At 63.1% G+C, this 16,346-nt stretch carries 24 protein-coding genes and 1 tRNA gene; 15 read left to right on the forward strand and 10 right to left on the reverse strand.

Translation table 11 applies throughout. From position 1 onward, the window contains the following. Nucleotides 1-10 precede the first annotated feature (10 nt). The 5 genes from AAFG07_RS17600 to AAFG07_RS17620 all read left to right on the forward strand — a co-directional run bounded on the left by AAFG07_RS17600 (nt 11) and on the right by AAFG07_RS17620 (nt 3,747). Nucleotides 11-1,366 carry a copper oxidase gene (locus tag AAFG07_RS17600; RefSeq protein ID WP_342728368.1) on the forward strand — a complete coding sequence of 452 codons (1,356 nt, stop codon included), beginning with the start codon at nt 11-13 and terminating at the stop codon, nt 1,364-1,366. A 55-nt stretch (nt 1,367-1,421) separates the two neighbouring features. Then, nucleotides 1,422-1,883: a cupredoxin family protein gene (locus AAFG07_RS17605; protein ID WP_342728369.1), complete on the forward strand. Its 462-nt coding sequence runs from the start codon at nt 1,422-1,424 to the stop codon at nt 1,881-1,883. Between the two features lie 29 nt (nt 1,884-1,912). Next, complete coding sequence (locus AAFG07_RS17610; protein WP_342728370.1) at nt 1,913-2,209, forward strand: copper-binding protein; 297 nt, start codon at nt 1,913-1,915, stop codon at nt 2,207-2,209. A 175-nt stretch (nt 2,210-2,384) separates the two neighbouring features. Further along, nucleotides 2,385-2,660 carry a hypothetical protein gene (locus AAFG07_RS17615; protein ID WP_342728371.1) on the forward strand — a complete coding sequence of 92 codons (276 nt, stop codon included), beginning with the start codon at nt 2,385-2,387 and terminating at the stop codon, nt 2,658-2,660. A gap of 127 nt (nt 2,661-2,787) precedes the next feature. After that, a complete protein-coding gene (locus AAFG07_RS17620; protein ID WP_342728372.1) occupies nt 2,788-3,747 on the forward strand; it encodes a DUF1932 domain-containing protein in 960 nt (319 codons plus the stop codon). A gap of 201 nt (nt 3,748-3,948) precedes the next feature. On the opposite strand, the gene AAFG07_RS17625 is transcribed toward AAFG07_RS17620, so the two are convergent. Next, nucleotides 3,949-4,503, reverse strand: coding sequence for a tetratricopeptide repeat protein (locus AAFG07_RS17625; protein WP_342728373.1), 555 nt, complete (start codon nt 4,501-4,503; stop codon nt 3,949-3,951). Between the two features lie 287 nt (nt 4,504-4,790). Here AAFG07_RS17625 and AAFG07_RS17630 point away from each other — a divergent pair, with 287 nt between their 5' ends. The 4 genes from AAFG07_RS17630 (at nt 4,791) to AAFG07_RS17645 (ending at nt 7,330) form a co-directional block, all read left to right on the forward strand. Next, nucleotides 4,791-5,111, forward strand: a complete 321-nt coding sequence (locus AAFG07_RS17630; RefSeq protein WP_176530498.1) for a hypothetical protein — start codon at nt 4,791-4,793, stop codon at nt 5,109-5,111. A 202-nt stretch (nt 5,112-5,313) separates the two neighbouring features. Continuing rightward, nucleotides 5,314-5,754 carry a hypothetical protein gene (locus AAFG07_RS17635; protein WP_342728374.1) on the forward strand — a complete coding sequence of 147 codons (441 nt, stop codon included), beginning with the start codon at nt 5,314-5,316 and terminating at the stop codon, nt 5,752-5,754. A gap of 277 nt (nt 5,755-6,031) precedes the next feature. After that, entirely contained in the window at nt 6,032-6,748 is a 717-nt protein-coding gene (locus AAFG07_RS17640; protein WP_342728375.1) for an outer membrane protein, read from the forward strand. A gap of 342 nt (nt 6,749-7,090) precedes the next feature. Continuing rightward, complete coding sequence (locus AAFG07_RS17645; protein WP_342728376.1) at nt 7,091-7,330, forward strand: hypothetical protein; 240 nt, start codon at nt 7,091-7,093, stop codon at nt 7,328-7,330. Between the two features lie 63 nt (nt 7,331-7,393). Here AAFG07_RS17645 and AAFG07_RS17650 read toward each other — a convergent pair whose 3' ends face one another. Beyond that, nucleotides 7,394-7,645 (reverse strand): hypothetical protein, encoded by a 252-nt coding sequence (locus tag AAFG07_RS17650; RefSeq protein ID WP_342728377.1) that lies wholly within the window; start codon nt 7,643-7,645, stop codon nt 7,394-7,396. A gap of 1,093 nt (nt 7,646-8,738) precedes the next feature. Between AAFG07_RS17650 and AAFG07_RS17655 the strand changes: the two genes are divergently transcribed. From AAFG07_RS17655 to AAFG07_RS17675, 5 genes are all read left to right on the forward strand, one after another. Next, a complete protein-coding gene (locus AAFG07_RS17655; RefSeq protein ID WP_342728379.1) occupies nt 8,739-9,155 on the forward strand; it encodes a helix-turn-helix transcriptional regulator in 417 nt (138 codons plus the stop codon). Further along, nucleotides 9,152-9,661 carry a hypothetical protein gene (locus AAFG07_RS17660; RefSeq protein ID WP_342728380.1) on the forward strand — a complete coding sequence of 170 codons (510 nt, stop codon included), beginning with the start codon at nt 9,152-9,154 and terminating at the stop codon, nt 9,659-9,661. Before AAFG07_RS17655 ends, AAFG07_RS17660 begins: the two co-directional genes overlap by 4 nt. Before the next feature lie 538 nt (nt 9,662-10,199). After that, nucleotides 10,200-10,430 carry a hypothetical protein gene (locus AAFG07_RS17665; protein ID WP_342728381.1) on the forward strand — a complete coding sequence of 77 codons (231 nt, stop codon included), beginning with the start codon at nt 10,200-10,202 and terminating at the stop codon, nt 10,428-10,430. Further along, complete coding sequence (locus AAFG07_RS17670) at nt 10,427-11,275, forward strand: alpha/beta hydrolase (protein ID WP_342728382.1); 849 nt, start codon at nt 10,427-10,429, stop codon at nt 11,273-11,275. The genes AAFG07_RS17665 and AAFG07_RS17670 overlap by 4 nt, the downstream gene beginning before the upstream one ends. A gap of 132 nt (nt 11,276-11,407) precedes the next feature. Continuing rightward, on the forward strand, nt 11,408-12,565 hold the full coding sequence (locus tag AAFG07_RS17675) for a DUF2652 domain-containing protein (protein ID WP_342728383.1): 1,158 nt from the start codon (nt 11,408-11,410) through the stop codon (nt 12,563-12,565). A 36-nt stretch (nt 12,566-12,601) separates the two neighbouring features. Here AAFG07_RS17675 and AAFG07_RS17680 read toward each other — a convergent pair whose 3' ends face one another. From AAFG07_RS17680 to AAFG07_RS17695, 4 genes are all read right to left on the reverse strand, one after another. Continuing rightward, a complete protein-coding gene (locus AAFG07_RS17680) occupies nt 12,602-13,168 on the reverse strand; it encodes a hypothetical protein (protein WP_342728384.1) in 567 nt (188 codons plus the stop codon). A gap of 133 nt (nt 13,169-13,301) precedes the next feature. Beyond that, nucleotides 13,302-13,532: a hypothetical protein gene (locus AAFG07_RS17685; RefSeq protein ID WP_342728385.1), complete on the reverse strand. Its 231-nt coding sequence runs from the start codon at nt 13,530-13,532 to the stop codon at nt 13,302-13,304. A 160-nt stretch (nt 13,533-13,692) separates the two neighbouring features. Continuing rightward, nucleotides 13,693-13,872 carry a hypothetical protein gene (locus AAFG07_RS17690; RefSeq protein ID WP_342728386.1) on the reverse strand — a complete coding sequence of 60 codons (180 nt, stop codon included), beginning with the start codon at nt 13,870-13,872 and terminating at the stop codon, nt 13,693-13,695. Between the two features lie 87 nt (nt 13,873-13,959). Further along, complete coding sequence (locus AAFG07_RS17695; RefSeq protein WP_342728387.1) at nt 13,960-14,148, reverse strand: hypothetical protein; 189 nt, start codon at nt 14,146-14,148, stop codon at nt 13,960-13,962. 336 nt (nt 14,149-14,484) lie between these two features. On the opposite strand from AAFG07_RS17695, the gene AAFG07_RS17700 reads away from it, so the two are divergent. Continuing rightward, nucleotides 14,485-14,775, forward strand: a complete 291-nt coding sequence (locus AAFG07_RS17700) for a hypothetical protein (protein WP_342728388.1) — start codon at nt 14,485-14,487, stop codon at nt 14,773-14,775. Between the two features lie 7 nt (nt 14,776-14,782). Here AAFG07_RS17700 and AAFG07_RS17705 read toward each other — a convergent pair whose 3' ends face one another. The 4 genes from AAFG07_RS17705 to AAFG07_RS17720 form a co-directional block, all read right to left on the reverse strand. Beyond that, nucleotides 14,783-14,965, reverse strand: a complete 183-nt coding sequence (locus AAFG07_RS17705) for a hypothetical protein (protein ID WP_342728389.1) — start codon at nt 14,963-14,965, stop codon at nt 14,783-14,785. Between the two features lie 102 nt (nt 14,966-15,067). Further along, a complete protein-coding gene (locus tag AAFG07_RS17710; RefSeq protein WP_224924475.1) occupies nt 15,068-15,382 on the reverse strand; it encodes a DUF5658 family protein in 315 nt (104 codons plus the stop codon). Between the two features lie 178 nt (nt 15,383-15,560). Continuing rightward, a tRNA-Thr gene (locus AAFG07_RS17715) sits at nt 15,561-15,635 on the reverse strand. A gap of 179 nt (nt 15,636-15,814) precedes the next feature. Beyond that, nucleotides 15,815-16,225: a hypothetical protein gene (locus AAFG07_RS17720; RefSeq protein WP_342728390.1), complete on the reverse strand. Its 411-nt coding sequence runs from the start codon at nt 16,223-16,225 to the stop codon at nt 15,815-15,817. Nucleotides 16,226-16,346 lie beyond the last annotated feature (121 nt).

A 16,346-nucleotide genomic window follows, 5' to 3' on the forward strand; every position in this document is an offset into this window, starting at 1 on the left:
GGAGACGTAGATGTTTTCACGTCGAGGATTTTTGGGGAGCGCGGCGCTGGTCACGGCGAGCGCGGTCAGCGGCCGCGTGCAGGCTGCCGGCATTCCGGAAGCGCCGACCATGGACAGAGCGGTGATGCAGCCGCCGCTGCATCCGTCGAGCGGGCCCGACTATCGGCCCGTGGTGACGCTCAACGGCTGGTCGCTGCCGTGGCGGATGAACGGCGACTGGAAGGAATTCCATCTCGTCGCCGAGCCGGTGGTGCGCGAATTCGCCGACGGCATGAAGGCCAATCTGTGGGGCTATAACGGCCAGGCGCCGGGACCGACCATCGAGGCGGTCGAGGGCGACAAGGTCCGGATCTTCGTCACCAACAAATTGCCTGAACATACCACGGTGCACTGGCACGGCATGATCGTGCCATCAGGCATGGACGGCGTCGGCGGCCTCAACCAGCCGCACATCAAGCCGGGCAAGACCTTCGTCTACGAGTTCGAGCTGAAGCACAGCGGGACCTTCATGTACCACCCGCATTCCGACGAGATGGTGCAGATGGCGATGGGCATGATGGGCATGTTCATCGTGCATCCGCGCGATCCGGCGTTCCGTCCCGTGGATCGTGACTTCGTCTTCATCATGAGCAGCTACCTGATCGACCCCGGCACCTATCTGCCGAAGGTCAACGAGATGACCGATTTCAACATGTGGACCTGGAACAGCCGCGTCTATCCCGGCATCGATCCGATGCCGATCCGGCTCGGCGACAGGATCCGCGTACGGATCGGCAACCTCACCATGACCAACCATCCGATCCATGTGCACGGGCACAATTTCGCGGTGACCTGCACCGACGGCGGCTGGGTGCCGGAGAGCGCGCAATATCCGGAGACCACGACCGATGTGCCGGTCGGCGCCGTCAGGGCGTTCGACATGCTCGCCGACAATCCGGGCGACTGGGCGTTCCACTGCCACAAGTCGCACCACACCATGAACGCGATGGGCCACGACGTGCGCAACTTCATCGGCGTGTCGCGCCAGGATCTGGCGAAGGCGGTCGGCAAGCTCGCGCCCGACGCCATGGTGATGGGATCGACCGGCATGGCGATGGGCAACATGGAGATGCCCGCGCCCGACAACACGCTGCCGATGATGACCGGCACCGGGCAGTTCGGGCCGATTGAGATGGGCGGCATGTTCACCGTGATGAAGATCCGCGAGGGGCTCGGCCGCGACGATTACGCCGATCCCGGTCCCTACGACTATCCGCCGGGCACCGTTGCCTATGAGGTCGACGCGCCCACTGCCGAACCCGCGCGGCAGCCGCCGGCGGCTCCGGAGCGAAAAGCCAAGCCATCAATGAAGGGAATGAAGATGTAGCGGATCGACGCGCCGTCCAACGAAAAGCAAGCAACAACTCAGAATGGAGAATCCCATGAAACACCGCACCACGATCGGCATCGCCCTGGTTGCGTTGTCGATCACCGCGGCGCCGTCGCGCGGTCACGAAAAACACGGTCACCAATCCTATTCGGCCGGCGAGCCCGGCGATCCGAGCAAGCCGTCGCGCACGGTCGAGGTCGAGATGAAGGAGATGGAGTTCACGCCGTTCCGCATCGAGGTCAAGCGCGGCGAACAGGTCCGCTTCGTGATCAAGAATGCCGGCACCGAGGATCACGAATTCCTGCTCGCGACCACCGAGGAGAATTTGAAGCATGCCGAAGTCATGAAGAAGCATCCGCATATGGAGCATGACGATCCGAACGGCGTCCGCCTCGCGCCCAAGAAGACTGCGGAGATTGTCTGGAAGTTCACCAAGGCCGGTACCTTCGAATATTCCTGCCTGATCCCCGATCACCGCGACTACGGGATGACCGGCCGCGTCATCGTGAAATGAAACCAGCAACGAGAGAAAGGACGACGACGATGAACAGGATGATCCGGATTGCAGCCGCAGCTGCGCTGGCGCTGACCTTGGGCGGCGCTTTCGCGCAGGCCGCAGCCATCAACGGCGAGGTCAAGAAGATCGACGAGGGCGCGGGCAAGATCACGCTCAAGCATGGCCCCGCCAAGAGCCTCGGCATGGACGAGCCGATGACGATGGTCTACCGGGTCAAGGATCCCGCGCTGCTCAAGCAGGTCAAGGTCGGCGACAAGGTCAAGTTCGAAGCCCAGGAGAGCGACGGCGGCTACACCGTCACCGCGATCCAGAAGGCGAAGTGAGGCGATACCCGTATCGTCGCTGCGCGCCAGGGCTGTCGGCTGAAGCACCGCCGGCAGCCCCAGCAACCGCGGGCGCGGGAATTCGCCTTGCATTTACCTTAAATGATGGTGCCGGGGGAACGTCCGCGGCAGCGGCGCGTTGCTGTGCATCATTCGTGCGCAGAAGGCCCCCTCCATGACAGTCAACGCGGCAATACTGATGGCGGCATTGGTGCTATCGGGAACCGTGTTGGCGCAGAGCTCCGGTCCGTCGGCCGGCTCAGCGGGAGCCGGGCAGGCCGCCAACATCACCACCGGCCAGGCGATCAGCACCAGCAAGCAGACCGGCGACAGCGGCCCGCCGATCGCGAAGGCCGCGCACCCGGCGAAACCGGCGGAAACCGCTGATGGCAATACGGTCGGCGCGAGTCGTCCGAAAAAGCCAGACCGGCGCCTCGAGCACTACCCGTAACTGTCCGTAATCCCAGGGATCTCGCCGGGCCCGCGCCGACTGCGGCTGCACGATCCTGAGTAGCGGGCACGGTTCTTGCTGGAGTCTGGTTGTGATACGGCCCCGATCGCGGACGGAGCGCCATGCGATGGGCGCGATCGCGACGGCGCGCGCTCCCGACATGACGCGAGGCATTCGCATGACCCAGCAGGTGATCGGCTTTGTCGGCTTCGGAGAGGCCGCGCAATGCTTCGCGGCACATCTCGCGGCCAAGGGCGGTCCCGCGCCGCTGGTGTTTTGCGCAGGCAAGACCAATCGTCCGCCATATTCGGAAGGGTTCCGGGGCGTGGCGTCCACATGCGGGGTCGAGCTGGTCGACAGCCTGTCCGCGTTGATGGCGCGTGCCGACATTGTGTTCTCCGCGGTCGTCGTCGCAACCGCCGTGCCGGTCGGCGAGGCCATCGCCAGCCTGGTTCGGCCTGGCATGCTGGTGGTCGATCTCAATGCCTCCACGCCCAAGGCCAAGCGGTTGGTCGGCGATGCCGTTGCGGCGAACGGCGGCGCCTTCGTCGATGCCAATTTGATGGGCGCGGTCAGCATCTACGGCGCGGCGGTGCCGCTGTACTGCTCGGGCGATGGCGCCGCGCGCTTCGCCGAATTGTTTGCGCCTTTGGGCTTCACTGTCGAGCTCGCCGGCCCAGAGGCCGGCACCGCCGCGGCGGTGAAGATGCTGCGCAGCGTGGTGACCAAGGGCATGGAGGCGCTGATCGTGGAAGCGCTGACCGCCGCCTCGCTCGCCGGGGTGCGCAGCGAGGCGCTGCGTGGCATTTGCGAACCGATGGATGCGACGCGCTACAGCAAATTCGTCGACATGTGCGTGCGCACCGACGTGCTGCACGCCGAACGCCGCGCGGTCGAGATGGATGGCGCCGCGGAGGGGCTGCGCGAGATCGGCCTGCAGCCGATCATGACCGAAGCAACCGCCGCGCGGCTCAGGACGTCGGCGAAGCTCGGCCTGCGCGATGATTTCGCGGCGCGCCAGGCCTACAGCGCCGCCGACGTGCTCGATGCCTATGTGGCACGGATGGCTGACCTGCCGCAGGCGTAGTCGGTTGGATGGCGCGCGCAAAGTTCGCAGTTCGCAGTTCGTAGGATGGGTAGAGCGAAGCGAAACCCATCGACTTTGACCCGCGCGGAAGCATGATGGGTTTCGCTGCGCTCTACCCATCCTACGGCAGCTCACGGCGCAGCAAAAAGCCGGCGCAGTCATTGCGACTACGCCGGCTCGATGTTTGAACGGTTCGCCTGCTCAGTAAACCAGGCCGGTGCCCGGGGGCTTCTCCAGCGCGGCGGCGAGCGAGCGATATTCGTCGCTGCTGGTGCCGGCGAGCTGGGCGATGCGGTTGAGGTGGTATTGCGCCTGATCGCGGTTGCCCTGTTCGACCTGCCAGAGGCCGTAATACTGCCAGGTGCGCACATGGGCCGGGTCGGCCTTGAGCGCGCGCTCGTACCAGATCTGCGAGACCTTGTAGTCGCCGAGCTTGCGATAGGAATAGCCGATCAGGTTGGCGACGTCGGCACGGTCATCCTGGCCGAGCGCCTTCAGCTGCTCGATCGCGGCGGTATAGTCGTGCTTGTCGTAGATCGTGGCATAGGCGGCGTGATAGCCGGCCAGGAACTTCTGATCGTCGATCGCGGAGCTCTTGTCCTTCTTCGCCTTCTTGCCCTTGCCGCTGTCGGAAGCCGGCGGGGAGGGATTGTCGCCGCCTGCGGCGTAGGCCGAGATGACCGGCCCGGCGGCGAGGGTCATCGAGAGCACTGCGAGGCCCAAAAATTTCCAAAGAGACTTCGGCGACTTGCTCATTCCTGGTTGCTCCTGATCGTTCCTGATCGTGCTCGGTAATCCTACACCCAAGCCTGCTGACTTGAACACCCGAGGGTGCAGAACATTCCCGGCCGGTGCCACGATTGCGTGATCCCCGCGATCGGCGGGCAGGGGCAGGCCAACATGACCAAGATGTCATTCACATGAATGAATTCCGTCAGCGCCCTTCAGAACGGGTTCAGTGCGGGGCCCATAAGGTCACGTGCATTGATCGGTGAGGCCGACCATCCGGCCGGAGACCTCCCGATCCCGCAGAGGAGACCACCATGCTGAAGACGATTTCCGCCGCGCTGCTCGCCATGTCCGTGATCGCAGCGCCCGCGCTCGCCGCCGAGGCCGGCAAGACTGCTGCGCCCGCGCCGGTGACCACGACCGCCCCGGCGACCAAGGCCGCCCCCGTCATCAAGAGCGAGCAGCTGCCGTCGAAGGTGCGCAACGCCAACGCCAAGATGCACCACAAGCACTATCGCCATCACCGCCACCACAAGCACATGGGCATGCTGAAGGTGAAGGCGCCGAAGCATGCGACCAAGCACGTCCATGCGAAGGTCGCCACCAAGCACGTCGCGCCGGCCAAGCGCGGCTGAACCTGATCCGAGGGCGCAGTTCGCTCCACATTGCCCCGCTGCGTCCTTGGATGCAGAACCGGCCCGTCCGTCCATTGCTTCCCCAATGGCGGCGGGCCGGAGTGCATCGGGGCTTCCGTTGCGAGGCTGGGCGCCGGCTCGGCAGGAACAACCGAGTTGCGAATTCCCCGCCTGGCGGTTTATGAGACGCGGCCGGGGACCCATGAAACAGCTGACTTTGCGGACTTCATCAAAACTGGCGGCGATCCTGCTGCTCTCGATGCCGCTTGCCGGCTGCCTCACCAGCGATGACGGCGGCAGCTCGACCACCTTTACCGACGACCGCGGCGTCGCCAACCAGCCGTTCCCGGACCGGTACCGCGACCAGATCCTGGCCTTCATGCGGACCTATCTGAACAATCCGGTCGGGGTCCGCGAAGGCGGAATCGCCGAGCCGGTGCAGCGCACGGTCGGCGGCCGGCTGCGCTACGTGGTCTGTCTGCGCTACAGCGCCAAGGAGACCGACGGCAATTACCGGCCGGTCCGGGAGCGCGGCGTCCTGTTCGTCGACGGCCGGCTCGATCGCATCCTCGACAATGCCGCCGAGGCCTGCGCCGGCGCGTCCTACGCGGCATTTCCGGATATGGAAAAAATGGCGCGCTGACGCGGCGGCTTGTCGCAGCAAGCCTGAGCAGACCGTTAGCGAACTCCGATCACTTTTCGGGGAGCGCTGAACTTCACCTTAGCCGTTTGCGACTTACATACAGCCGAAATACGGCTGCTTAACCGGTGAAAAAACCTTCTGTGCCAAGGAACAAACGGGCGTTGTTGCGACCCCGTCACAGCTCGGAAACATCACAGGTCAGGCATTGCCCCAAAGCAACCTAATTGGCGTCACGTTGTTTGTCTTAACAGCGCAGCGTTCGTAACGGGGATCAGAGATGAAGAGGTTTTTGCTCGGCACAGTCGCGCTGGCCGCTTTTGCGGGCCCGGCATTCGCGGCTGACATGCCGGCCCGCACCTATACCAAGGCACCGCCGCCCTATACCGCCCCGGCGCTCATCTACAACTGGACCGGCTTCTATATCGGCGGCCATGTCGGCGGCGCGTTCACCGACGGCACCAATCTGATGGGCAGCGACGCGCGCTTCATGGGTGGCGTGCAGGGCGGCTTCGACTATCAGTTCGCGCCCAACTGGGTGATGGGTATCGAGGCGCAGTACTCCTGGCTGCCGAGCTCCTCGAACAATGGCCTGACGTTCCCCGCCGGAACGGTCGTGACCGGCAATACCGACCAGCTCGGTTCGGTGACCGGCCGCCTCGGCTACACTTGGGGTCCGGCGCTGCTCTACGCCAAGGGCGGTTACGCCTGGCGCGACAACAACAACATCACGGCGTCGGTCGGCGGCGTGCCGGCGGCCTTCACCACCGATGGCGGTCACAAGGACGGCTACACGGTCGGCGCGGGCCTGGAATACATGTTCGCCCCGAACTGGTCGGCGAAGGCTGAGTACCAGTATTACAATTTCGGCAAGACCACGTTCAGTAGCGGTCCGGCCGACATTGTCGGCGCGAGCTTCCGGAACGACGAACATACCGTCAAGCTCGGGGTCAACTACCGCTTCGGCTGGGGCGGTCCGGTGGGCTCCCGCTACTAACTGCGCCGTCGTCGCATCGAGATCGAAAGGCCGGCCTTCGGGTCGGCCTTTTTCGTTGGCCCGCCGCGTGCCCCCGGATCGACGACGGATGTGGCGAACCCGTAGCCCGGATGGAGCCAACGGGTCGCGCGAACGCGCGCCCGATGACAGGCTTCGCGTAATCCGGGGCGGTCGATCCGACGAACGAAGTCCCCGGATTTCGCTCCGCTCCATCCGGGCTACGACCCACATTCACCCGATGTTCAGGCCTGATCGTGCAATGCAAAAAATAATTCCTGCATTGCACGGAACTTTCATCGTGATGCGCTATTGTGGGATCGCCGGGCTGGTGGACAAACAAACATGCGTAGCTTTGCGTTAGGGCTGATCATCTCTGCGGTCTCTGTGCCGTGCTTTGCCCAGACCATCCTCAAATCCGAACCCTTGGCGCTTGCGCCTTACGAGGTCGTGTTCGTGCAGGACGCCTCCTGCACGGCCGGCAAGGTGCTCAAGGTGACCGGGTCGATCCGCGGTCTGCATCGGCGGAAAATCTGCGTCTCGCTCGTCGCCGAACAGGCGTCGCTGGCGACGGCGACGCCGTAACGGCAGCACGACGGCCGCATCGGCATCCGGTCCGCCCCTGCGCACCGGACGACCCACTGTTCTTCAGTTCAACCGCGGCTCCAGACGCGCTTCGCGATCGGCATCGGCCTTGTTCTTGACCGGGTCCTCGTTCGGCTCGGGCTGGCACGGCCGGATTTCGTAGTCATTGTCCAGCACCGGGCGCGGCGAGGGCTTCTCCTTCCCGGAGACGGTATCCACCACCAGGCCCGATTTCCGGGCAAGCTTCCAGACATCGGCCTCGGTCGGGTAGGCCTTGCTCAGCTTGGCGTCTTGATAGAATAGCGCGTACGGCATTCGTCGTTTCCCCAAACAACCGACAACGCCAAGGCCCGTCCCGGGTTTCACACGAGATCGCCGTTCCGATCACGGAACCGTGAGCTGGATTCGGGCAAGCATCTGAAAACATGAGTCATTTCGGACCTTTTGCCGGAGGGGCCTGAGTCCTTAATGAGCGGTAAACCCCGGAAAAAAGAATCCCCGGGACTCCTCGGGTAGAATCGCCGGATGCTCCAAACCATGAGAGCGATCCACCAGCCCCCCTACGAACGCGTGCAGCTCGCGCTTGCGGTTGTGCTGTTCGCAGCCTGTGCCGCCAACGTGGCGCTGGTCTGGTCGTGGCTTTAGGTTTGTTGGATTAGGTTTCCTGCCTTTCCCTACTTAGCCCGAACCGGCTGCCGGCCTCGCGAAAAACGCATCAGCCCGCGCGAAAAACGCCGTAGCCGTGCGACGCGGCACAACGGGTTAGTTTCAATTTACTATGACAGGGCAGGTACTTCTCCTTTAGGGTGAGTCACTTTGACTTACCTCCTTACGGTTGATTGGAATCGGATATTGACTTATATGTCAATTGCCCCATCTATAGTGGCGCTGACGGCGGCCGGCAGGCTTTCCAAATACCCCCTCCGAAGCCGGCAGCCAGCGAAACGGCGGTTATTTTTGACGGAATCGGCTCTGAAGGACTTAGAAGACCCGAATTCGGCGACAAATATTCTAGGCGTGCGCGGTTTTATCGAGAGTGCAATGACTCGGTGGGTACTAGGTGGAAGAGTATTCGCGGATGATCGCGGGCGGCCGCGTTTTCTGAAGCGGCTTGGCCCTCCGCCCCCCGAGATATGGGAAATTCGCGTCATCGAACCGCGCGTCCAAGCGAGGCTATTTGGACGGTTTGCTGAGCCCGACACGCTTATCCTGACTAGATTCCACAGTCGTGGCGTCCTTCGTGACAGGAAAAAAGCTGCATCAAGCAACAGTGAGTGGCAGATCGCGATGGGCGAATGCGAGGCTGCTTGGAATAGGCTGTTTCCAGGAATCGTCCCGTTTAGCGGCCCTGATGTTCATGCATATGTGACGGAGAATTGTGATGACTTCCCCATCTAAGCGAAACGCCATGACGGCCGATCAGAGGGGCGATTACGGTTTTGCGCGCGTGCGGGATGCTGCCTACGACGCCGTGATGGAGTTATGGCGTCGGCGCAAGGCAGAGGGCATGACTCAAGCCCAGTTGGCCGAGGCGCTTGGCGGCGACACTGGATGGCTCTCACGTAATTTGCGTGGTCCCGGCAATTGGACACTCAGGACAGTTGGGCGGTTTGTAGAAGCCCTCAATGGAGAAGTGGAGCTAAAGGTGCATGGATTGGAAGATCCACTCCCTGCGCCGCCGAACTATCATGCCTACATTGGATATGAACCTCACACAGCCACTGATCTCGCCGCGACAATGAGTTGGCCAAAAGCGGCAATCACATCGACTAAGCCGACTATTCGGAAAGGCTTCCCCGCCGTAGCTGCGAATTTAATCTCGTGACCGATCAATCTCGCGAGAAGGCGTGGGGCTTCGCAATTTTCTGCGACGATGTTCGCCCGGAAGTGGGTGGAAAGCTGAGCCTCATGGGCCTCTATCAGGCTGACATGTTTTTCCCGGCAAGCATTTCGCTGCCGATCATTCTGCCTAAGTTTTTTGCCGTAATAAACTACTATGAAATACACCACTCCATTGAAGAAGATATGATCTTCCGGATTACGTATGGAACAGAGGGGGCTGCACTAGCTGAACTCCCCATCTCAAGAAAAGAAATTCAAGCCAACCAAATTGCAGCCACGGCGGCGCCGGAAGACGCAGAAGATCAAGAACGAATTTTCAACATTCGCCTGCCGATTCCGTTAATCCCCTTCACGCTATCGAAAATGGGTCGCCTACGCGTGAGGGCTCACTATAGCGACGGGAAAGTTCTTAGGCTTGGCAGTATGGCGATCCGACAAATTCCAGATGCGGAATTTCAGGCCATGACCGGGATTGTTGCTGCGCCTTGAGCCCCTGCTGCTTTGTCTAGCCGGGCTCGCTTTGCTATATCCGACCGCTGCTCTGCGGTCGGGCCTCTCACTCGTTGCGATTCAATGATGTGCCTAGCGACCTGGTTGGGGCCTAGGGCGGTTTGGCTTGGCTAGTCGTTGTCACCGCGAAATTTGGCCAAGAGTTTCTCAATGGTCCCGAGACGGTGGGCGTCCCGCTGCTCGGCAGAATCGGTGATCCTTCCCCATCCCTTAGTGGAAAACAGTCGTTCCAAGATGCCCTGCTTCTCGCGTTCCAACTGGTCTCGGTAAGCCATTCGCCGACTCTCCATCTAGAGGCGAAGCATAACATCGGAATAAGGCGGATCGGCACTTTATCCCCTGCCACAATCAAATTGACCCCCGCGCGACGCCGGCACCGATTGACGGCCCGGACATTCCTTCCATCATTGCCGGCAGAACAAGTGCCCGCCGCGGCCGTTACCTCACCACGACATTCCTGCTCGAGATCGGCAAGGCCGCCTGGCTGATCGCGATCCATGAGGGCCGCATCGTCGCGGTGACGAAGGGCCCGTTCGTGATGCCGTCGTCGTCGTTTGCGCTGCGCACCTCGGACGAGGAATGGGACCGGTTCTGCGAAGAGCGGCCGCCGCCGGGCTCCAACGACCTGATGGCGCTGATCAAGCGCCGCGTGCTGAAGGCCGAGGGCCAGCTGCAGATCTTCATGGCGAACCTGCGTTACTTCAAGGAGGCGCTCGGCAAGCTGCGCCGCAAGGGAGCCGCCGCATGAGCGCCAAATTCGAACCGATCATCGGCCGCTACATGCATCTCGAACTGTCCGGCCGGGCGCATCGCGTCTATGTCGAGGAGGCCGGCGAGGGCACGCCGCTGCTCTGCCTGCACACCGCGGGCGCCGACGGGCGGCAATATCGCGGCCTGATGAACGATGTCAGCGTTACGCGCAACCATCGCGTCATCGCCTTCGACATGCCCTGGCACGGCAAGTCGTCGCCGCCCCGAGGCTGGCACGACGAGGAGTACCAGCTCACCTCGGCGCACTACACGGCGATGATCCTGGCCGTGATGGAGGCGCTCGAGCTGGACCGGCCGATCGTGATCGGCTGCTCGATCGGCGGCCGGATCGCGCTGCATCTCGCGCTCGAGCACCCCGAACGCTTCCGCGCGATCATCGGCCTGCAGGCCGGCGCGCATGTCGATCCCTATTACGACCTGAATTTCCTGCACCGGCCGGACGTGCATGGCGGCGAGGTCGCGGCCGCCATCGTCTCGGGTCTGGTCGGGCCCGACGCGCCCGACAATGAGAGGTGGGAGACGCTGTGGCACTACATGCAGGGCGGGCCCGGCGTGTTCAAGGGCGACCTGTATTTCTACAAGATCGACGGCGATATCCGCGCCCGCGTCGCCGAGATCGACACCAAGCGCTGCCCGCTGTTCCTGCTGTCGGGCGAGTACGATTATTCCCGCACGCCGGAGGAGACGCTGGCGGTGGCGAACAGCATTGCCGGAGCCAAGGCCACCATCATGAAGGGCCTCGGGCATTTCCCGATGAGCGAAAACCCGGGCGAGTTCGTGAAGCATCTGCTGCCGGTGCTGGAGAAGATCGGCGGCGGCTAGAGCGTTTCAAGCGAAGTGGATACCGGTTCGCGCTCGGAAAACGCGTCAGAACAAGGGGCGCTACTCTCGACCGTGGGCGGCGCGGTGTGACAGACTGCGTCATCGCACGAAAGGGTTACGCAGGAGGTCTCCATGCTTCCGAAGGCTGAAGCGGCATATTTCGCGATTGCCGATATTTCCGGCTATACCAACTTCCTCGCGGCGGTCGAGCTCGACCATGCGCAGGACATCATCGCCGATTTCATGGACGTGGTGGTGAAAGGGCTGCGCCCGCCATTTCGCCTCGCCAAGTTCGAGGGCGACGCCGCGTTCGTCTACTCGACCGGGACGATCGACGGCTCGCTGCTGCAGGACGCGATCGAGGGCGCCTATTTCAAATTCCGCCGGCGCTTGCGCGACGTTCGCCAGGCCTCGACCTGCGAGTGCAAGGCCTGCGTCGCAATGGGCGATCTCGATTTCAAATTCGTCGTCCATCACGGCGAGATGGTGAAGCAGAAGATGGGCGGCAGGGAAGAGCTCGCCGGGCGCGACGTCATCCTGGTCCACCGGCTACTCAAGAACAGCGTTGGTGAGAAGCTCGGCGGCCGCGCCTACGCGCTCTACAGCGACGCCGCGATCCGCGCCATGGGCGCCGACCCGGTGGCGCAACGGCTGATCGCGCATCACGAAACCATCGATGTCATCGGCGATGTGACGCTGTGGGCGCGCGATCTCGAAACGGCGTGGCAGCAGGACGACGCGCAAACGCGGATGGAGGTGACGCGCGAAGACGCCTACGCGATACTGGAGTTCGACATTGCCGCGCCGCGGCAGACGGTGTGGGAGTTCATCACCGTGCCCGGGCAATGGCGGAAATGGTGGGACGCCGACGACATCATCGAGGAGTCAGGCAAGGGGCGACGCGGTGTCGGCACCAAGAATCATTGCGCGCACGGCAACCATACCAACGTCGAGGAGACGCTCGACTGGCGTCCGGTCGATTACTTCACGGTCGGGATCACGCTGCCGGTGCCCGGAGCGCCGCGCATCATCATGACCCGGGCCGTTCTCGACGGCCCGGACGGAACGTCCCGTTTCGAGCTGCGGATCGCCAAGCCGAAGCCGAAGGACAGGGCGTTCCTCGATGGCGCCGCGGCCAAATTCGCCGAACGGATGACCCAGGCGGTGGCCGGCCTGCGATCGATGGTGGAAGGCAAGCAGCCTGCCGTTGACGCTGTGGAGGAGCCGACGCTGGCGCGATCGAGCGGACGCTTCCTGAGCGAGCCGGTGAAATCGGGCGCGCGCGGCTGAAGGTCAGCGAACGATTCGGAGATTAAGGGGGGCCGATTACTTGCCGGAGCGCGGCAGCTCGCTGTTGTCGCGGATCGCGGCGCGGACCTTGGCCATGGTCGTGGTGCAGTATTCCTCGCGCTCCCTGAGGAAGCGCTGCTGCTGCGCGCGGAAACTGGCAACCCGCTCCCGCACCTCGGATCCGAAGTCGCCGCTGATGTCGAGCTTGGCAAATTGCGGCGGCTGCGCCGCCGGCGGCGGGACTTCCACGACGGTCGCCGTCAAAGGCGGCGGCGCGGGGGGCAGGCCCTCGAGCACGGTCGGCACCGGCAGCGGCGGCGGCATGACCACCCTTTGGGCCTCCGCCGCAGGCTTGATCTCCAAGGCCGGCTTTGCCTCCAAGGCCGGCTTTGTCTCCAAGACTGGCTTTGTCTCAAAAGCTGGCTTTGCGTCAAACGCTGCCTCGACCACGGCCGCGGTGGCGGGCAGCGGGGCAGCCGCTGGCGGCACGGCGGTCGGCGGGGCAGGCGTCGGCAGCTCGGCGTCGGGCAGCTTGCCCTTCACCGACTGTACGAAAGCCATTGTCTGCGCGATCAGGAGATCGCGTTCCTTCATCCACTTCATGGCGCACCTTGAGCGCGCGGATTGCATCAGAGCAACCCCGCGGAAGCAAGCACTCGCAATCATGATGGTTGAGGAAGACGCCTGTTTTGCAGGCACGGTGACAAAATTGTGACGTGCGTGGGCGCGAGGACGGTCAGCGCTGGCGGGGATTGGTGTTCGGGACGAGCGGGGTACCGACGATCCGGACCTGCGTCTGGGTCAGTGCTTGGCTTGGGACCGGCGCCTGATTCGGGGCCGGCCGGGGCGCGGCGTTGGCCGGCGCGGGCGCCGGATCGAGCAGGGCGACGATGCCGGCAGCGGCCACGCTCAGCAGCATGAAGCTGCCCAGAAACATCAAACTGCGGTTGGTCTCGCGCACCCTCATGCGGGGAAAATCGCGTGACGGGGCATCATGTTCCGAACAAATCCTCAGGCGTTTTCGCGCGGTTTGACATCAAGCTTGAGAGAGTGCGTCAGGAGCAGACCTGAAAGCTCAAGTCGCGAATCCACCGGCCCGGTGTGCCGGCGGGAGCGGGCGGGTCGGCCTAGTGAGCCATCGCCTCGACGGGGGCCGGTTCGACGCTGCGGGCCTCGATCAGGTCGGCGTAGCGGCCATACTCCTCGGCCATTTCGAGCAGCTTTTCACGCACCGCGGCGTCGGTGACCTGGCGGGCCAGCCGTCGCGCCTGATCGGACTGGAAGCGATAATGGGCTGTGTCGGACATCGTAGGCTCCTCACACATGTGTAAGGGCCATCCGGCAAAGGTTCATCAAGACGTCATTCAAGGGAAGACGTCATTGAAGGGCAGGCGCTATTGAAGGGTGTTGGACCGATCGGTCGCCGTAGCCGCGACGGAGTGGCCGGCCTTGTCCTCGCGGACCTCGACCTCGAACCAACCCATCTCCTTCAGCTCGCGCGCCTTCTTCTCGGCCGCGTCTTCGCTGTCGCGCTTCAGCACGATTTGGCTGGTGCCATCCCGGGCAAGGATCAAATAGGTCATTGGCTGAGTCCCATCCCTCATTCTGCATACCGCGTTTCGGGCTGCAAGGACAGAAACAAGGCAAGGGATGGGTGATCCTACGGGAATGATCCCACGATTCCTGCCAGGGAGCGCGGATTGCGCCGCTTCCGAAACGGCTCTGTGATTTCGCGGTGCTCCTGAACACGGTTGCGTCTTTGGTCAGTCCATCATTTCGGCGCCTGTTCCAGCACGCGCTGTCAATGCGTACCGCCTCATGGAGACCGGAAGACTACGGCTTCTGCTGCACCTTGTGGGTAAGCCAAGCGAGGGACTTTGATTGAATCGCGAGTCCGTGCTCGGCTTGGATCAAGGACAATGCGCGGCGCAAGCCGTGTCGATCTGGATGGAGGACTCGATGCCCAGGCACTTCGGTTTGAAGGCGACATCGCCGGCAGGACGGTCGACGTTCACGGGATCATCAAGAGATTTGCAGCAGCGGACCGCGTCGGCATCTGCGTTGAAGAATCGTGCTTCGGTCAGTTCGCCGACGTCAAAGCCCGCTTCGCCATGCTCGGAGCTGCCGTATTCTCCCACGAGCTGGCGGGGCTGCTGCGGTCGACGGTCGATCTCGGCCGACTGAAGCTGCGCGCGACGAGGCGTGGCTGACCAGTCCTCATAGCTCGGACGGCTCGTGCTTTTTGTCGCGCTTCAGGTCCATGCGATCGATGCGTTCATCGATCAATCGATTCAGTCTCTCGTCCCGCAGCGTGTCCTTCCTGAACAGCCCGCCATGCAGGCGATAGGCGAGGAGGAGCAGGACAACAGCAATGCCGACGAGATAGTAGGACCAGTCCATAGTCAGAACCGCGCCTGGCAGTGTGCATTGTGAAACAGCGAGTCTCGGCAACTGTGCCAGGCAGCGCTAACGGCGGCTCGCCAGCATCACCGCAAGGTCAGCTCAATTGGCGCCCGCCAGGATGAACAGATTGTTGTAGACGGGCAGTGCGATGAAGGCGACCACATAAGCCACCTGGCGTTCGCTGTTGCCGTGCCAGAGCAACCATATCACGAGGTAGGTTAGGCCCAGTTTGGCAATAAGCCACCATTCGCCCAGCCACTCCTGGGTGAGCCACATGAACGGGTTCAGTTCGCCCATTCCCCGCTGCAAGATCTCGTTGGTGGTGATGAGATCCGAGTAGCCCATCAGCAGGGCGCAGACCAGCAGCATTGCCTTCAGGAACGACGTCCTCGCCCGCAACTGCTTTTCCGTCATCCGGTCCCTGCCCGAAATCCGCTTGTGGCTCCCCGTTGCGCAATTTTGCGGGATGTTTTCGGCGAGTGCAAGCCTCCACGCCCCGGTTATCCAACGCCCGCCCTTCAAACCGACCGGGTTGGGTACCCCCTACCGGGGGACGGTCAATCGACCCGTCTCATCGATTTTCGCGAAAAACTGGTGCCGGCTGAGGGGATTGAACCCCCGACCTTCAGTTTACAAAACTGCTGCTCTACCGCTGAGCTAAGCCGGCGACATGGGAATGATTTGCGCGCTCGCATAGCAGACTTGGTGCGCCGGGGCCAGAACCTGAAGACCAGAACCCGAAGGCCGAGAACCCGGGAGATCCGGATCGACCACTTCGCCTCCACCGGCTCGGCGACAAAAAGGCGGCCCGAAGGCCGCCTTTTGCACATCAGTGCTTAGCCTGAGCTACTGGCAGGGATGCCGGAGGCCGTCGCTGCCGCGGAACCAGGTGCCGGGGGTGCAGATAAAGCCGTTTTGCCGGGCATATTCCGCGCCGCCGATCGGGGCGGTGGCGATCGCAGCGGCTGTTCCGACGGCGCCACCGACCACGCCGCCCACCACACCGGCCGCAGCGTCGACGGGCCCGAACGGGCCGGGGTCAACCCGGTTGTAGCTGCCCTGCCAGTCGCGGTCACGCCGGTCGGAGCGGTGGTGGTAGGTGGTGCGGGTCGTGCCCGGCGCCATCGCCTGGCATCGGGCATCCGGAGTTGCGTTCGAGCAGCGTGCGGGCGTGCCGATGGTCTGCTGCGCCATTACGGGGCTCGCAAGCGCCGCGGCGACGAGCGCGACAGCGCCAACGATCTTAAGCTGTGTCATGCGAGATCTCCTCTTGCCGTAGTGCAGAGCTAATCTCGCAGTGCCGCGCCTGTTCCGGTGCGGCCTTGCCCTGCGTTCAAACCAGTGTGAAGTTCCCAAACGCGCGCGCATGATGCGTTCC

The sequence above is a fragment of the Bradyrhizobium sp. B097 genome, from assembly GCF_038957035.1.
Classification (GTDB): Bacteria; Pseudomonadota; Alphaproteobacteria; order Rhizobiales; family Xanthobacteraceae; genus Bradyrhizobium.

Excerpts from the sequence above, each read along its gene's own strand:
- AAFG07_RS17655 (WP_342728379.1), top strand. The coding sequence starts at position 8,739 with ATGACGGCCGATCAGAGGGGCGATTACGGTTTTGCGCGCGTGCGGGAT.
- AAFG07_RS17700 (WP_342728388.1), top strand. The coding sequence starts at position 14,485 with ATGCGCGGCGCAAGCCGTGTCGATCTGGATGGAGGACTCGATGCCCAG.
- AAFG07_RS17670 (WP_342728382.1), top strand. The coding sequence starts at position 10,427 with ATGAGCGCCAAATTCGAACCGATCATCGGCCGCTACATGCATCTCGAA.
- AAFG07_RS17600 (WP_342728368.1), top strand. The coding sequence starts at position 11 with ATGTTTTCACGTCGAGGATTTTTGGGGAGCGCGGCGCTGGTCACGGCG.
- AAFG07_RS17640 (WP_342728375.1), top strand. The coding sequence starts at position 6,032 with ATGAAGAGGTTTTTGCTCGGCACAGTCGCGCTGGCCGCTTTTGCGGGC.
- AAFG07_RS17690 (WP_342728386.1), bottom strand. The coding sequence starts at position 13,872 with ATGTCCGACACAGCCCATTATCGCTTCCAGTCCGATCAGGCGCGACGG.
- AAFG07_RS17695 (WP_342728387.1), bottom strand. The coding sequence starts at position 14,148 with ATGACCTATTTGATCCTTGCCCGGGATGGCACCAGCCAAATCGTGCTG.
- AAFG07_RS17625 (WP_342728373.1), bottom strand. The coding sequence starts at position 4,503 with ATGAGCAAGTCGCCGAAGTCTCTTTGGAAATTTTTGGGCCTCGCAGTG.
- AAFG07_RS17720 (WP_342728390.1), bottom strand. The coding sequence starts at position 16,225 with ATGACACAGCTTAAGATCGTTGGCGCTGTCGCGCTCGTCGCCGCGGCG.
- AAFG07_RS17635 (WP_342728374.1), top strand. The coding sequence starts at position 5,314 with ATGAAACAGCTGACTTTGCGGACTTCATCAAAACTGGCGGCGATCCTG.
- AAFG07_RS17610 (WP_342728370.1), top strand. The coding sequence starts at position 1,913 with ATGAACAGGATGATCCGGATTGCAGCCGCAGCTGCGCTGGCGCTGACC.
- AAFG07_RS17650 (WP_342728377.1), bottom strand. The coding sequence starts at position 7,645 with ATGCCGTACGCGCTATTCTATCAAGACGCCAAGCTGAGCAAGGCCTAC.
- AAFG07_RS17685 (WP_342728385.1), bottom strand. The coding sequence starts at position 13,532 with ATGAGGGTGCGCGAGACCAACCGCAGTTTGATGTTTCTGGGCAGCTTC.
- AAFG07_RS17615 (WP_342728371.1), top strand. The coding sequence starts at position 2,385 with ATGACAGTCAACGCGGCAATACTGATGGCGGCATTGGTGCTATCGGGA.
- AAFG07_RS17620 (WP_342728372.1), top strand. The coding sequence starts at position 2,788 with ATGGGCGCGATCGCGACGGCGCGCGCTCCCGACATGACGCGAGGCATT.
- AAFG07_RS17710 (WP_224924475.1), bottom strand. The coding sequence starts at position 15,382 with ATGACGGAAAAGCAGTTGCGGGCGAGGACGTCGTTCCTGAAGGCAATG.
- AAFG07_RS17630 (WP_176530498.1), top strand. The coding sequence starts at position 4,791 with ATGCTGAAGACGATTTCCGCCGCGCTGCTCGCCATGTCCGTGATCGCA.
- AAFG07_RS17675 (WP_342728383.1), top strand. The coding sequence starts at position 11,408 with ATGCTTCCGAAGGCTGAAGCGGCATATTTCGCGATTGCCGATATTTCC.
- AAFG07_RS17680 (WP_342728384.1), bottom strand. The coding sequence starts at position 13,168 with ATGAAGTGGATGAAGGAACGCGATCTCCTGATCGCGCAGACAATGGCT.
- AAFG07_RS17705 (WP_342728389.1), bottom strand. The coding sequence starts at position 14,965 with ATGGACTGGTCCTACTATCTCGTCGGCATTGCTGTTGTCCTGCTCCTC.
- AAFG07_RS17605 (WP_342728369.1), top strand. The coding sequence starts at position 1,422 with ATGAAACACCGCACCACGATCGGCATCGCCCTGGTTGCGTTGTCGATC.
- AAFG07_RS17645 (WP_342728376.1), top strand. The coding sequence starts at position 7,091 with ATGCGTAGCTTTGCGTTAGGGCTGATCATCTCTGCGGTCTCTGTGCCG.